A 15,240-nucleotide genomic window follows, 5' to 3' on the forward strand; every position below is an offset into this window, starting at 1 on the left:
CTCCTCATATTCTTGTTATTTGCCTACGCAAAATTGGCTGAAAATTGTATCAAGCAAAGCATCATCAATGGAAAGCCCTAGAAGACGCTCCATACATCCTCGCGCGTCGTATAAACAGGTTGCTACAATATCTTGCCCAAGACCTTGTTCAAGAGCTGTTACGCCTTGAGCTAATGATTGAATAGCTCGTCTAATTTCCTCAACTTGTCGAGATGAAGCATTTAAACCGGAAGTTAGCGTTCCTCCACCAGCAATATTTGCCACAATGGTATCTTTTAATGTCTCTATGCCTTCTCTTTTTTCTGCTGAAATATTGCAAATCAGGCTTTGGGGTAAAAGGCCGCTCACCATTTCCTCACTTATGACGAGTGGAAGATCTGACTTATTGATTGCAACTATATGGTTTGTTGATGATAGTTTAGGAATGAAAGCTAGATCTGCAGGTGTGAAGGGTTCACTCCCATCTATTACCCAGACACGAATATCAGCTTCTGCCATAGCTTTTTCAGCTCGGGCAATGCCTATAGCTTCAATTTCATCAGAAGGGGCATCAATTCCGGCAGTGTCAATAAGACGAATAGGTATTCCGCGATATGTAAGCACTTCTTCTATTACATCTCGCGTTGTTCCTGGTACAGAAGTAACGATAGCCCGTGATTCTTTAAGTAATGCGTTAAGCAGAGATGATTTCCCCACATTTGGGCGGCCAACAAGAGCTACTCTGATACCTTCACGAAGAAGGAATCCCGTATTGCAACGATCAAGCAAATCTTCAAGACTTTGTTTGAGAGTGGATAAAGATGCTTCAACGTCACTGCTATCCATATAGGGAATATCTTCTTCAGGAAAATCAAGGCCGACTTCTATAGATGCAGAAATTTCCATAATTTCGTTGTAAATATCACGAGCAAAGCTGGAAAGTTCTCCCCGTAACGTACGAGTGGCGGCGCGAAGGGCTTCTTCACTTTTTGATCGTATTATTCCTAATACTGCCTCTGCCTGAGAAAGGTCAATTTTCCCGTTTAGGAAGGCTCGTTTTGTAAATTCCCCTGGTTCTGCCAAAACGGCTCCCTTGCTGATAAGTCGTTCAAGACATTTTTGAGCGACTAATGTTCCTCCATGGGTGGATATCTCGACCATATCTTCACCGGTGTAGCTTTTAGGAGCTTTAAACCATGAAAAAAGAACCTGATCAATTGGTTCTTTATTTTCATCAAGCAAAAAACCATTTCGCAAAAAACGAGGAGAGGTTTCTGCTAATGGGCGGACTCCTTGAACCACTTCGTCAGCCAATTGCCGGGAAGCTGGTCCTGAAAGTCTTATAATTGCAATTCCTGCTTCTCCCCAGGCTGTAGATATAGCAGCTATTGTTTCTTCTGACATGAATGTCTCCTCCCCATCTTCGGGTTTATATTTGTTTCTCCATGCCAGTATCTTATAACAAAAAGGACCGCTTCTGGAAAGCGGCCCTTGAATTGAATAAAACAAATTTAAAGAAGCTCTTCCATCGATTCTGCTAGTCGTCGAATTCCTTCATCAATCATTTCAGGCGATGCAAAAGTATAACAAAGCCTAAAATGATGTTCTCCACCTCCATTGGGGAAAAAGGGCGCTCCTTTAACAAAGGCTACATTTTTTTCGAGAGCTTTTTCAAAAAGATCCTCTGCCAAAATGTCAGGAGTTTTTACCCAAAAGAAAAAACCACCTGATGGAATGTTGTAAGAAGCAGTTTTTTGGGGAATATGAAATTGAAGAGCATCTTTCATATGATTTCGTTTTTGACGGTAATGCTCGACTATGCGTGGTAGAAAGTTATCAAGGTGACCTAGGCGACAATATTCGTAAACTAAGGCCTGGGCTACAACACTTGTACACGTATCGACTCCCTGCTTGAAAACAGCCATTTTTCTTATAATATCTTTATTTCCACAACACCAGGCTACTCTGGTTCCAGGCGCTAAAATTTTGGAAAAAGATCCTGCATAAATAACGAGTCCTGATGTATCAAGAGAGAAGAGTGAAGGTAAATGCTCTCCTTCAAATCGAATATATCCATAAGGGTCATCTTCCAAAATAGCAATGCCGTACTGATTGGCTATAGAAATAAGTTTTTTTCTCCTCAGAAGGCTCATAGTGGCGCCAGAGGGATTGTTGAAGTTAGGGATAGTGTAGATATACTTTATTTTTTTGCCTTCAGAACGAGCTTTTTCTATAAGCTCTGGAAGTTGCTCTACTTGCATGCCTTCGGAGTCACATGGAACGCAGATAAAACGCGCTCCGTGGTTATACATATCAATGGTTGTGCCCAAGAATGTAGGTTCCTCAGTAATAACATAATCGTCCTTGTCTATTGTAGAGAGGGTAAGAAGATCTGCTGCCTGAATAGACCCTGAGGTTATAAGCATCTCATCCATCTCTACCTTGTGCCCAAGTCGTGGTTTCAGCCATTCTATTAGAAATTCTTTAAGTGGAGGGTACCCCTCCGTAATGCCATATTGAAGAATATCTCGTCCTTCTCTTTTGATGATTGAGGTTGCTTCGTAGAATTGCTCAATAGGAAAGATGTCAGGATCAGGCATACCTCCTGCAAAAGAAATCATGCCTGGTTTGCGTATAACGTGGAAAATATCTCTAATGGGAGAAGGTTTGATTTGTAATGCTGAATGACTATACAAAGCATCCCAATAGGTATTCACTAGTTCTGATTTCCCTCCCTTATAGAATAAGGGGCCTTTTGAAAAGGCCCCTGGAATATCTATGCGGTAACGGTTTGTGCAAGTTCTTGTATGGCTTCTGCCAAACGTTTGACCCCTTCCTCTGTGACTTCCGGCGTCGGGAAAGTGTAGCAAAGTCGAGCATTGTGAGCTCCGCTACCAGGATTAGTACAGAAGGGTTCACCAATGACAAATGCAACTTTCTTTTCAATAGCTTTATTGAAAAGATCCTTGGTATTGACCTCAGGGAAGTGCAGCCAGTAGAAGAACCCGCCTTCAGGTTTAACCCATGTTACGCCAAGTGGTTCCAGATGGCGTTTAAAGCTTTCTTGCATAGCGTCACGTTTTACGCGGTAGTTATCAATTATGACAGGAAGATGTTTATCAAGATATCCGTTACGGCAATATTCAGCGACAAGAGCTTGTGTGATGGTACTGGTGCACAAGTCAGTAGCCTGTTTGAACACAGTCATCTTTCTGATGATTTCTTTAGATCCGGTAACCCATCCTATGCGGCTTCCAGGAGAAAGAATCTTCGAAAATGAACCAGCGTAAATAACGCCATCATTATCGTCAAGAGAGAAGATAGACGGCAAATGTTCTCCATCATAGCGAACATAGCCATAAGGGTCGTCTTCAAAAATTGGAATAGAATATTTGTGTGAAATCTCAACAAGTTTTTTGCGCCGTTCTAAGGTCATTGTAGCGCCGCCTGGGTTTTGGAAGTTGACGATGGTATAGATAAACTTTACGTTTTTACCCTCTTTACGAGCTTTTTCGATGATTTCAGGAAGAAGATCAACCTGCATACCATCTTTGTCCATAGGGACTCCTAAAAACTTAGCTCCATGGTTATAAAAAGTGGTGAGAGCTGCAAGATACGTGGGATCTTCGGTGATGACATAATCACCTCTATCGATCATTGCCCACGAGAAAAGGTCTAAAGCTTGCTGTGATCCTGTAGTGATCAACATTTCTTCTAGGGTTGCAACTTTCCCCATACGAGGGGCTGTCCACTCGGCAAGGAATTCTTTTAAAGGAGGGTATCCTTCTGTTGTTCCATACTGAAGAATATTTTTCCCATCCTCTTTAAGAATATGTACCCCTTCGTAAAATTCATCCACAGGAAATACTTCTGGTGCAGGCATGCCACCGGCAAAAGAAATCATTCCCGGTTGTTTAATAACAGCCAGCATTTCTCTTATTGGTGAAGGCCTGACATTCTTAGCATTGTAGCTAAAATTCCCTTCCCAAACCTTACTCACGCATATCGCCTCCCCATCAGCTTTTAATAAAATACATCAATTCTGAAAACGATGAAGTAAAAGGCAGTAAATTGTAGACTACATTGATATAAATAAGAAAAAACAAGACAGTACACGACAATTATAGCATTGAAAAAAGAAAATAAATGCTTTTAGAAGAAAGGATAAAGTATACAGAGAGAGCCTATTGCTGACTATATGTTCGTGCCGTAGCACGTATATGTTGTAAGCGACGTTCTGTTGGTGGGTGTGAGTTGAAGCCGCTTGGAGATGTTTCATATCCGGCATCTCTCATTTTTTCAAGAGCATTGACGAGCCCCCAAGCGCTATAGCCAGCCTTTACGGAAAGTTTAATTCCGTAATCGTCGGCTTCAACTTCCTGTTCCCTGCTGAAACCAGATTCTGCTAGGCCGACTCCGAGACTTGCCAAAAGCTCAGAGTTGCGATCTCCCTTAACATTTTTAAAGAGGAGAGCCCATAGCAAATTTCTACCTATAGTGCTTCCATAGTGGTTAAGCTGTATATGTCCTGTTTCATGACCAAGTATACCGGCTATTTCGTCTTCCTTATTGAGAATTTTTAATAAGCCAGTCGTGACATAAACAGCGTGATCGCTTCCTGAAAAGCGAACCCATGCATTAGGCTCCTTTTTATCTTCTATTGTTATCGACGTTGTCTCTATGCCAGCAGCCTCTGAAATTCGTTTCCATGCTCGCTCAAGCTGTTGCGGGGAGAGCGCAGCCTGGGCAGCTTCTGCAAACAGGCAAAGCACAACGGTTATCAACACAGTGGTTACTGTAAGGTGTTTTTTCATATTCTCACCTTCTTTCTCTATTTTTCAATGCTATCATAGAATAGTTCTGCTCTCCAATAGGTAAAATTGTAGATTTTTTATATTAAGGAATTGACGAAAATAACGTTACGTGGTATAAAACCTCTTCGGATCAGATTCTATTGACCTTTACTTTATATTCCGAGGATGATAAAATGTTTGTATACAAAAAACCTGATGTTCTTCTTTCGACAAATAAAGAAAATATAATGGGAGAAGGAATTGGTGTTTTCTTTTTTGGAAATAAGGCTTCAAAGCGTTAGGCTTTGAGGCCTTTTTTTTATATTCATTGAAAGTGAGGCTTTTATTATGTATAAGAAGGTTCTTATTTTAGGTTCGGGCCCCATTCGTATTGGACAAGCAGCAGAGTTTGATTATTCTGGAAGCCAGGCATGTAGAGCATTAAAAGAAGAGGGATGCGAAGTTATATTGCTCAATAGTAACCCTGCAACAATACAGACAGATGTTGAACTTGCAGATTATGTGTACATCAAACCTCTTACAGTGGAAACAGTAGAACAGATTCTTCAGGTTCATTCTCCCGATGGAGTTATAGCAACTCTGGGAGGGCAAACTGGTTTGAATCTATGTGTAGAATGTGAAGAACGTGGAATTTGGCAAAAATATGGTACCAAAGTTTTGGGAACCTCCGTTACGTCAATACGTGAGGCAGAAGGGCGACAGGCTTTTAGAGAGCTCATGATAAAAACAGAGCAGCCCATCATCGAGAGCGTTTACGTTTCTTCTATTGATGAGGGAGTAGTTTTTGCCGAAGAGACGTCATTCCCTTTGATTATTCGTCCAGATTATACATTGGGTGGAACGGGCGGTGGTGTTGCTTACACCATGAAGGAACTAAGTGAGCGCCTTGAAGAAGGATTACGTGCATCCCCTGTTCATAGGGTACTCCTCGAAAGATATTTAGAGGGATGGCATGAAATAGAAGCGGAAGTTATCAGAGATGAAGCTGGTAATAAAATTTGTGTTTGCGGTATGGAAAATATTGACCCCATGGGAGTTCATACCGGTGATTCAGTTGTTGTTTCTCCCGTTTTAACATTGACGGACGATCAGTGGCTAAGATTAAAAAAAGCTGCTCTTGATATAGTGGAAAGCCTTGAAGTTGAAGGGGCTTGTAACGTTCAGTTTGCTCTCTCCCCCGATGGTGAAGAATATGCCGTAATAGAAGTCAATCCTCGTGCCAGCCGTTCCAGTGCTCTGGCAAGTAAGGCTACAGGATACCCCATTGCTCGTATTGCGGCGAAAATAGCATTAGGGAAGACCTTGCCAGAAATTCCCAACCCAATGACGGGCAATGGAAATGCCATGGTTGAACCTGACCTTGACTATATAGTTCTCAAGTTACCTCGTTGGCCATTTGATGCCTTCCCAACAGCCAATATGGAACTTGGAACGAAAATGAAAGCTACAGGAGAGGTAGTCGCTGTAGGGAAAACCCTTCCTCAGGCTCTTCTCAAGGCCTTCCGTTCTATTGATGGTCGAGACCAGCTTTTTGGTGATGATCTGAAAGAATTGGCGAATGAAGATCTCTGGGACCACGTTACAACTCCAACATCTCAGAGAATCCCTGCCATGTTCGACTTATTGCGAAAAGGTTTTTCTGTTTCTGAGATTGCACAGCGAAGCGCTTTTGTTCCTTATTTTATAGAAATTATGAGTCATATTGTAGCAATGGAGAAAAAGTTGAGAGACGAAGGTCTTTCCATTTTGGCAGAAGCCAAAAAGCTAGGCTTTTCTGACCGCGTTATTGCCGCTTTAACGAAGCACTCGATAAAAGAAATAAGAGAAGAAGAAAACCGTCAGAAAATAAATATGATTTATAGGGAAATAGATGGTTGTGCCACAGATGAGCCGGCAGAATCTGGATACTACTTTGGATATTACGATCAGGCAGAGGTTCAGCACAAAGAGGCGTCAGAACGAACAATTGCCGTTCTTGGTTCAGGTGCTATCCGTATAGCTCAGGGAGTGGAGTTTGACTATTGCTGCGTGAAAGCTGTAGAAGCACTTCGCCGTCGAGGAATTCGAGCCGTTATGATCAACAATAATCCTGAAACAGTGAGTACCGATTACGATATCTCCGATGCTCTCTATCTTGAACCCCTTACCGAAGAAGATGTGGATCATATCTTATCCCAAGAGGGAGCGGAAGGAATTCTGGCTTCTTATGGTGGTCAGACGTCTCTGCGTTTAGGACAAATTTTAGCTTCTCAGGGAGCTCCTATTATTGGTACGTCTTTCAATTCAATTAATATGGCCGAAGATAGGGGAGCCTTTGCCAAACTCCTTCGCCAGCTTAAAATTCACTATCCTGAAGGCGATGCTGTTACATCTTTGGAAGAAGGAATTGCTTTAATAGAAAAACTTGGTTTTCCTCTTATGGTGCGGCCAAGCTTTGTTATAGGTGGCGTTGCCATGCATGTAGCAACACGATTTGAAGATTGTGTAAAAATTTTGGAGATGGCCTTTTCAGCGGAACCCGATCAGTCTGTCATGATCGATAGATTCCTTCCGGGCAAAGAATTTGAGGTTGATGCCGTTTGCGACGGGAAAGACATTTTGATTCCTGGTATCTTTGAACATCTTGATCCTGCCGGAATACACTCGGGAGATTCAATCAGCATCTTTCCCGATATCTCTTTGAATCAGCGACAGCGACAAGAAATAGTTGATATAACCAGAAAACTTTCAGAAGCCCTTGACGTACATGGCTTGCTCAATATCCAATTTGTGCTTTCCTCAGGAACTCTTTACGTTATTGAAGCAAATCCGCGTGCCAGCAGAACTGTACCTATTGGCAGCAAATTAACAGGTATTCCTTTGGTTGACTTATCCGTGGGAGTTGCTTTGGGAGAACGACTTGTAAACTCTTCATGGGGGACAGGCCTATATCTTTATACAGGGCCTTTTGGTGTTAAAGCCCCAGTCTTTTCCACCGAAAAACTTCCGGGAATAGATTCACGACTTGGCCCACAGATGCAATCCACAGGAGAATCTTTAGGCGTAGCCGATACGGTTTCAGATGCTCTTTTCGATGCATTACAAGGTGCTGATCTTTCCATACCAGAAAAGGGTCGAGTCCTTTTCTCCGTTCGTGATGATGTTAAAGACAGAGTCTATCCTGTAGCTTCCATGTTATCAGCGTTAGGATGGGATATAGATGCTACTCCTGGAACAGCTACACTTTTGAAACGATGGGGCTTGCCAGTGAACCCCATTAAAAAAGATGATTCCCTTTTTGAAGGAGTGCGGAACGGTCGGTGGCAGTTGATTGTCAATATTCCTGGCTTATTCATAGAGCCTTTGACGGATGGTGCAAAAATTCGTAAAGCAGCGCTCGACGGATCTATAGTGTGTCTCCATTCCCTTGAAACAGCAGCTGCTGTTGCTTCGGCGGCTATTGCCAGGAAAAAGTAAAGGTATGAAATAAGTAAAATTACTTCGATAGAAGTTCGTTCATCATCTATAATGGGAAACCACGACCCAGAGCGGAAGAAGGAGTGATATGGATGATAAAAAAACTTCATGTTCTGGTGATAGTGTTTCTTTTTGTCTTCATAGGAGAAGGAGTAGCTCATAGTTCAGCTTTGCCAAATGCGCTCTCTATGGAAGAGGCTTTTTTGAACAGAGATTGGGAGACAGTAGACATGCTTCTTCTAAAAGAAGGTTCTTCTCTCTCTTCAAAAGAGCAGTCTTTGGCTGCAAATGCTCTCTGGCTACAAGGTCGCTGGGGAGAGGCTCTTTCCCTTATGGAATCTATGGATGATGAACAACTTCCATCTTTGATCTCTCCTTATAGAGATATGATGACTCTTCTTGCATATGAAAGAACCGGCGAGAAACAAAAGGCATATGAAGCGGCAGAAATTCTTTTACCCAAGGCCCCTGAAGAGTTAAGTTATTATGTGGCTTATGCTCTTGCTCGACTCTCTTCGGACCCGGCTCTTCACCGGCATTGGCTAGAAATAATGCTTCAAAAAGCTTCCAATCGATCTCAAACTACACAAACGTTAGGCGAACTGCTTGAAACTTCTGGAGATAATATGGCGTATGCGCTGCAATTGTTGCAATTCGAGCCGATGAATAAACGGGCTTTAGCTGTTTTGCAAAAGAGTAAAAAACCATTTAGTGCCCCGATTTCCAACGCGTTGGGATATGGTGCCTATCTTAATGGAAACTACTCTCAGGCTATTCCTCTCTTTTTGGCTGTTCCGCTGAATTCAAAGGAAGGACTTAAATCTCGTTATTACAGGGCTGTTTCTCTTTATCGACTTGAACAGTATGAAGAGGCGCTAGATCTTTGGGAGTGGCTGGCGTTACATGGTAAAGGCTATGCAGAGTCTTCTGTGCGTCGTATTGGAATACTTGCCGGTCGAAACGAAAAAGAGAAATCTCTTTCTGCTTTGGAACATATAGTCAGAGAGGGAAATGAGACTGTTCGAGCCAGGGCTCTATATTCTCTTTATACGCTTGTGGAGGAAGAGAAAAAGGAACTCTTTAAGCGAGAACTTATAGAGAAGTATTCTACTTCGGAAGGCGCTCAATCTATCCTTTGGGATGATGCCTGGCGTGCCTGGAAAAAAGGACAGATAAGCGAGGCTCTCGGCATATGGGAAAAACTTCTTTCACAGAGTAGCGGAATTTGGAGAGAACGTCTCTTATATTGGACGGCCAGAGGGTATGAAAAATTGGAAAGAAAAGAAAAAGCAGAAGAGGTATTTCATACACTACTCTCAGAATATCCTCTTTCGATCTATAGCTTTTTAGCTTCGCCAGGAGGGCCATCTTTTACTTCAGACACACCCGAGGAGCTGCAAAAAAGACCGGATATTCTCGAAGATTGGGGATTCATTTTTTATGCGAGATTAAGACTCCTACGGGAAGGAAGTCCAGCGGCACTTTATCGAGCCGCAGTGCTTTCCAAATGGCTCGAAGATGAACCAGGGGCCTATAGTGCGGCTTCTTCCTTAATGTCTTTGTTTTTAAAATTTCAGCCCTTGCCCAAAGAGGGGATTCGCTTTTTATACCCACGTCCCTTTGGGGGGTTTGTGCAGCAGGCTACAACCCGATTTGGTGTTGAAGCAAACCTCATTTGGTCTGTAATGCGCCAGGAGAGTGCTTTTGATGCAGAAGTAAATAGTTGGGTTGGCGCCATAGGTCTGATGCAACTTATGCCTGCGACAGGGAAGGAAGAAGCTCGTCTTATTGGTATGGAAAACGCTGATTTATGGAATCCAAATACAAATATTCTGCTCGGTGCCTCTCATTTGGCAAGACTTCAGAAGCGTTTCCGTCGCTTGGAGTGGGCTGTTGCGGCCTATAATGCTGGAAGTGGTGCAGTAGGACGTTGGATTAAAGAGGGTGAGGAACGTCCTTTCGATGAATGGATGGAAGATATTCCCTATAATGAAACGAGGAATTATGTGCGGAAGGTAATGGGAAATCTCTTTATTTATCGCATGCTTTATTAGGGCTTTCGGATCATATATGCTTAACTGTGTTTTTAAAAAGTAAGAGGGATCTTTCGTTAACGAAAGATCCCTCTTACTTTTTTAGTATAGTATGGATTTTTATCCTTTTTGAAGATTGCTTTTTAAAAAGGATAAGGCTGTTTCAAAATGTTCTTTCTCAATACGAGGAATATCGCTTTTCCCATTTTTAAGATAGTCTCGAATAGCGAGAGCTGATGCTTTTCGACATATAAAATCTATATCGCCACCGCTTCGACCTTCTGTGACAGAGACCAGATCTTCGATATGAATGTCTTCCGCTAGAGGCTTTTTCTGCAAATGTATCTGGAAAATCTCAAGTCGAGCTTTTGCATCAGGCATGGGAAGTTCAAGAACAACATCAAATCGACCGCTGCTCAGAAGAGCGGGATCAATAAGATCTATTCTGTTGGTTGTTGCCAGGACTGTCACTCCCTTAAGCTCTTCAATTCCACTCATTTCTGCGAGAAACTGACTTATGACACGCTCTGTGAAGCTGGCCCCAGATCCACTATCTCGTCCACGAATAGGAACGAGGGATTCTATTTCGTCGAAATAAAGAATAGAAGGAGAAGCTTGCTTAGCTTTTTTGAAGACTTCACGAATGGCTCTTTCACTTTCTCCAACATATTTAGACATAAGGGCAGGACCTTTTACAGGAATGAAGTTAACGCCGCTTTCGTGTGCCAATGCGCGAACAAGCAACGTCTTTCCTGTTCCGGAAGGTCCGTATAACAAGATACCTTGTGGTGGAGTTATTCCAAATTTTTCATAAACATTACTGTGTTCAAGAGGCCATTGAACAGCTTCTATAAGCTCTTGCTTTATTGATTCAAGTCCTCCAATATCATTCCATGTTACGTCAGGTACCTCAACAAATACTTCGCGTATTGCAGATGGTTCGACCTCTTTCAATGCGTCAAGAAAATTCCCCATAGAGACATTCATTGAAAGGAGTTCATCGTAAGGAATATCGGCTTTTTCATAATCGATACTGGGAAGAATACGTCTAAGGGAAGACATGGCTGCTTCTTTGGCCAATGCTTCAATATCTGCACCTACGAAACCGTGGGTAATTTCGGCGAGACGCATTAAATCAACGTCTTCTGCCAACGGCATTCCCCGTGTATGAATTTGTAAAATTTCAAAACGTCCATTGCGGTCGGGAATAGGAACAGAAATTTCCCTGTCGAATCGTCCGGGACGACGAAGTGCTGGATCTAAAGTGTTGGGAATATTGGTGGCACCTATAACGATAACTTGTCCTCTAGATTCAAGTCCGTCCATCAGAGCGAGAAGTTGCGCAACGACACGTCGTTCCACCTGCTTTTCCCCGCCCATTTCTTCTCGTTTGGGAGCAATTGCATCTATTTCATCTATAAAAATAATAGCTGGAGCATGTGCCTGTGCTTCATCAAAGACATTACGAAGGCGCTCTTCGCTTTCTCCATAAAATTTTCCTATAATTTCAGGCCCTGAAATATGAGTGAAATATACATCTGTTTCGTTTGCTACAGCTCTGGCAATAACAGTTTTACCTGTTCCTGGCGGGCCATATAAAAGTACTCCTTTGGGTGGTTGAACGCCGAGTCTGTCAAAAACTTGAGGAAAACGCAGGGGAAGCTCAATCATTTCTCGAACGCGCTGTATTTGAGGCCCAAGACCGCCGATGTCTTCATAAGAGATACGTGTAGCTTTTTGTTCTTTTGTCATTTGTTTTTCAACGTTTATATAGGTAGCACTGCTGATAAGAACAATATTCTTAGGCGTAGTGTCAACAACAAGAAAATCACATGTCCTCGTACCGTAAAGGTTGGTTCGTATGCGATCTCCTTCTACAACAGGCAGACCTTCAAGAAGAGAACTAAGATAGACGGAATCCCGTTCTTTTTCGAGAAGAGGGGTAGACGTCAGAGGGCGGAGAGTAATGCTGCCCGCAAAGTGATGGTCAGTCTTCCGTATAGAAATCTTTTCGTCGAGACCTACGCGAGCGTTTTCTCGGGTTATTCCATCGATTTGTATCGTTTTTTGTCCCATATCGCCAGAATCGCAAGCCAATACTCTGGCTGGAGTCTTTCTTTTGCCTGCAATTTCTATGATTTGACCTTCAGACAGTCCATATCTTTTAATATCTTCTGGGTCTATTCGTGCAATACACCTTCCCACATCTTTCGATAGAGCTTCTTTGACTCGTAGTGGCATTCAAAAGCGCTCCCTTCTAAAAAATCAACCAGAGTATATGCTACCACAAAGGCCCTTCCCGGTGAATCTTCCGGAAAGGGCCTTAAAGAAGTTTCTATTAGTCTTTTAATTACCGATTTTTACTGAGCTGATACAGGCTCTACACGTCCTGGGTAGGCTTCAAGAGCACCTTTAAGAATTTTCATGGCTTTTACAAGATCTTCATTGTTGAGTACGTAGGCAAGGCGAGCTTCGTTTTTGCCCAGGCCTGGAGTGCCGTAGAAGCCTTCAGCTGGAGCAGCCATCATTGTCTCTCCGTTGATGTCATAATTCTGAAGCATCCAGATGACAAACTTTTCGGCATCGTCAACGGGCATTTTGACTACAACGTAGAAAGCGCCTTTAGGCTGTTCGCAAATGACACCGGGTATTTCTTTCAGTGCATTGTAAAGAGTGTCTCTGCGTGACTGATACTCTTTATTTACATCTTCAAGATATGAAACGGGGGTGCTATACAGGGCAGTAGCTCCTACCTGCTCAATTGTAGGAACACAAAGACGACCCTGGCAAAGCTTGAGAATTTCTTTCATAAGAGCTTCGTTTTTCGAAGCTATACAACCGATGCGAGCTCCACATGCACTATAGCGTTTTGACACGGAATCAACGATAATAACTCTATCTTCCATGTCAGGAAGATTGCCAAAACTTGTATATTTAAGTCCGTCATAGACGAACTCTCTATAGACTTCGTCAGCTATGATATACAGGTCGTGTTTCTTGGCAATGTCGGCTAGCATCTTCATTTCTTCTATTGTGTAGATGGCACCTGTGGGGTTACCGGGGTTGGAAATGAGAATGCATCGTGTCTTGGGAGTAATGACCGCTTCGATTTTTTCCTGCGGAGGAAGGTGGAATCCTTCTTCAGCTTTTGTAGTGATTGGGACAATATTGACGTTAACGCATCTTGAAAAGGCGTTGTAATTAGCGTAGAAAGGTTCGGGAATAAGAATTTCATCACCAGGGTCGCATGTAGCCATAATAGAAAACATAATGGCTTCGCTTCCGCCGTTTGTTACGAGAATGTGATCTCTTTCGAAGTGGATGTCATAGCTTTCGTAATATTTTCTCATGGCATCTCGAAGTTCATTGCTGCCCTGAGAAGTGGAGTAGGCGATAACATCCTGTGCAAAATCTTTAATAGCCTGGAGGAAAGAGGGAGGAGTCTTGATATCCGGCTGTCCGATATTCAAATGGTACACTTTTTTCCCTTTTGCTTTTGCCTCATCTGCGTATGGAATGAGCCTTCTGATAGGAGAAGACTGCATAGCGGTGATTCTGTTAGAAAACCTCATGTAACAACGTCCCCCTTATACGTATAATTTGAAGCAGAACCTCTTTTGAATGATAGCATAAGAGAGTGAAAACGTTAACTCATTCTCAAAGCATAGAATACAGTAAAGAAAAATAGAGCCGAAGGATATATAATGCAATGTTTTGGAGGTGTAGGCATGATTTCCCGTATGGATTTATTGCAATCATTAGCGATTGAGAACGAAAAAAAGATGGTTTTACTTGTTATGGACGGTCTTGGCGGACTTCCTGGGGAAGATGGTTTGACGGAGCTTGAAAAAGCAAAAACTCCTTTGATGGATCGTCTTGCCGCGGAATCCGAGCTAGGGCTTCTTTCTATGGTTGATGTAGGCATTACTCCAGGAAGCGGGCCGGGGCATCTTTCTCTTTTTGGATATGACCCATTGACATGGTCTATTGGCAGAGGAATTCTCGAAGCTCTTGGAGTAGGAGCCCATGTTGGGGCTGGGGACATTTGCGCTCGGGGAAATTTCTGCACGGTCGATGCTGATGGCGTTATTCTTGATAGACGGGCGGGGAGGATTCCTTCAGAGGAGAGTGCCCGAGTTGTTGAAAAGCTTCAGAAGGAAATAAAGAGTATAGAAAATGTGAAAGTAACATTTTATCCAGGTAGAGAGCACCGTTTCGTCGTTGTCTTTTCAGGAGAAAACCTTTCTGAGGAAGTAAATGACGCTGATCCACAAAAAGAAGGGCTCCCTATGCGCTGGGCAGAAGCACGTAATGAAAAAGCTCTTCGTACGGAAAAAATTATAAATGCTTTTATTAGAAAAGTATGGGAAGTTTTGAAGGATGAGAATCCTGCCAATGGTTGTTTGTTGAGAGGATTTTCTTCTGCCCCTCACATTCCGTCATTGAAGGAGCTTTATAAAATAAAACCTATGGCGTTGGCAACATATCCTATGTATAGAGGGCTTGCACGCTTGGTTGGCATGGAAATCGGAAATGCCGGAGAGACGCTGGAACAGTTATTTGACGCTGTTGGGAACTACTGGAAAGATTACTCGTATTTTTATGTTCATGTAAAATATACAGACAGCCGTGGAGAAGATGGTAACTTTGCTGAAAAGGTAAAAATTATAGAAGAAGTGGACCGTCTCTTGCCCAAAATTCTTGATTTGAAACCAGATGTGTTAGCTATTACTGGCGATCACAGCACGCCTTCCCTTCTTTCTGGTCACTCTTGGCATGAAGTTCCTCTTTTGTTGTGGAGCCCCTTTGCACGACGTTGCAATGCTGTAGAATTTGGAGAGAAAGCCTGCTCAGCAGGGACGTTGGGACGTATGCAGGGAGATAAACTTATTGGCCTTATGATGGCTCACGGTTTGAAGCTTAATAAATATGGTGCATAGAAGATTGGAAGTGTTATC

At 42.7% G+C, this 15,240-nt stretch carries 9 protein-coding genes; 3 read left to right on the forward strand and 6 right to left on the reverse strand.

Annotation, left to right across the window (positions count from 1 at the left end):
- Positions 1-15: 15 nt before the first annotated feature.
- From mnmE to ACZ5GY_RS01205, 4 genes are all read right to left on the reverse strand, one after another.
- Positions 16-1,383 carry a tRNA uridine-5-carboxymethylaminomethyl(34) synthesis GTPase MnmE gene (mnmE, locus tag ACZ5GY_RS01190; protein WP_213690968.1) on the reverse strand — a complete coding sequence of 456 codons (1,368 nt, stop codon included), beginning with the start codon at positions 1,381-1,383 and terminating at the stop codon, positions 16-18.
- A 107-nt stretch (positions 1,384-1,490) separates the two neighbouring features.
- Positions 1,491-2,696: an aminotransferase-like domain-containing protein gene (locus ACZ5GY_RS01195; RefSeq protein WP_213690969.1), complete on the reverse strand. Its 1,206-nt coding sequence runs from the start codon at positions 2,694-2,696 to the stop codon at positions 1,491-1,493.
- Positions 2,697-2,755: 59 nt separating this feature from the next.
- Positions 2,756-3,979 (reverse strand): aminotransferase-like domain-containing protein, encoded by a 1,224-nt coding sequence (locus ACZ5GY_RS01200; RefSeq protein ID WP_213690970.1) that lies wholly within the window; start codon positions 3,977-3,979, stop codon positions 2,756-2,758.
- 184 nt (positions 3,980-4,163) lie between these two features.
- Positions 4,164-4,793: a M48 family metallopeptidase gene (locus tag ACZ5GY_RS01205; RefSeq protein WP_213690971.1), complete on the reverse strand. Its 630-nt coding sequence runs from the start codon at positions 4,791-4,793 to the stop codon at positions 4,164-4,166.
- A 327-nt stretch (positions 4,794-5,120) separates the two neighbouring features.
- Between ACZ5GY_RS01205 and carB the strand changes: the two genes are divergently transcribed.
- Positions 5,121-8,249 (forward strand): carbamoyl-phosphate synthase large subunit, encoded by a 3,129-nt coding sequence (gene carB / locus ACZ5GY_RS01210; protein WP_213690972.1) that lies wholly within the window; start codon positions 5,121-5,123, stop codon positions 8,247-8,249.
- Positions 8,250-8,341: 92 nt separating this feature from the next.
- Entirely contained in the window at positions 8,342-10,303 is a 1,962-nt protein-coding gene (locus ACZ5GY_RS01215; RefSeq protein WP_213690973.1) for a lytic transglycosylase domain-containing protein, read from the forward strand.
- A gap of 99 nt (positions 10,304-10,402) precedes the next feature.
- Here ACZ5GY_RS01215 and ACZ5GY_RS01220 read toward each other — a convergent pair whose 3' ends face one another.
- Both ACZ5GY_RS01220 and ACZ5GY_RS01225 read right to left on the reverse strand, forming a co-directional pair.
- Positions 10,403-12,523 carry a CDC48 family AAA ATPase gene (locus ACZ5GY_RS01220; protein ID WP_213690974.1) on the reverse strand — a complete coding sequence of 707 codons (2,121 nt, stop codon included), beginning with the start codon at positions 12,521-12,523 and terminating at the stop codon, positions 10,403-10,405.
- Between the two features lie 119 nt (positions 12,524-12,642).
- Complete coding sequence (locus ACZ5GY_RS01225) at positions 12,643-13,854, reverse strand: pyridoxal phosphate-dependent aminotransferase (RefSeq protein ID WP_213699342.1); 1,212 nt, start codon at positions 13,852-13,854, stop codon at positions 12,643-12,645.
- 156 nt (positions 13,855-14,010) lie between these two features.
- Here ACZ5GY_RS01225 and ACZ5GY_RS01230 point away from each other — a divergent pair, with 156 nt between their 5' ends.
- Positions 14,011-15,222 (forward strand): 2,3-bisphosphoglycerate-independent phosphoglycerate mutase, encoded by a 1,212-nt coding sequence (locus ACZ5GY_RS01230; RefSeq protein ID WP_213690976.1) that lies wholly within the window; start codon positions 14,011-14,013, stop codon positions 15,220-15,222.
- The last annotated feature ends 18 nt before the right edge of the window (positions 15,223-15,240 follow it).

The sequence above is a fragment of the Aminobacterium thunnarium genome (assembly GCF_055390565.1).

Bases quoted from the DNA above. Each gene is read 5' to 3' on its own strand.
- mnmE (WP_213690968.1), bottom strand. From the start codon at position 1,383: ATGTCAGAAGAAACAATAGCTGCTATATCTACAGCCTGGGGAGAAGCA.
- ACZ5GY_RS01205 (WP_213690971.1), bottom strand. From the start codon at position 4,793: ATGAAAAAACACCTTACAGTAACCACTGTGTTGATAACCGTTGTGCTT.
- carB (WP_213690972.1), top strand. From the start codon at position 5,121: ATGTATAAGAAGGTTCTTATTTTAGGTTCGGGCCCCATTCGTATTGGA.
- ACZ5GY_RS01215 (WP_213690973.1), top strand. From the start codon at position 8,342: ATGATAAAAAAACTTCATGTTCTGGTGATAGTGTTTCTTTTTGTCTTC.
- ACZ5GY_RS01220 (WP_213690974.1), bottom strand. From the start codon at position 12,523: ATGCCACTACGAGTCAAAGAAGCTCTATCGAAAGATGTGGGAAGGTGT.
- ACZ5GY_RS01225 (WP_213699342.1), bottom strand. From the start codon at position 13,854: ATGAGGTTTTCTAACAGAATCACCGCTATGCAGTCTTCTCCTATCAGA.
- ACZ5GY_RS01230 (WP_213690976.1), top strand. From the start codon at position 14,011: ATGATTTCCCGTATGGATTTATTGCAATCATTAGCGATTGAGAACGAA.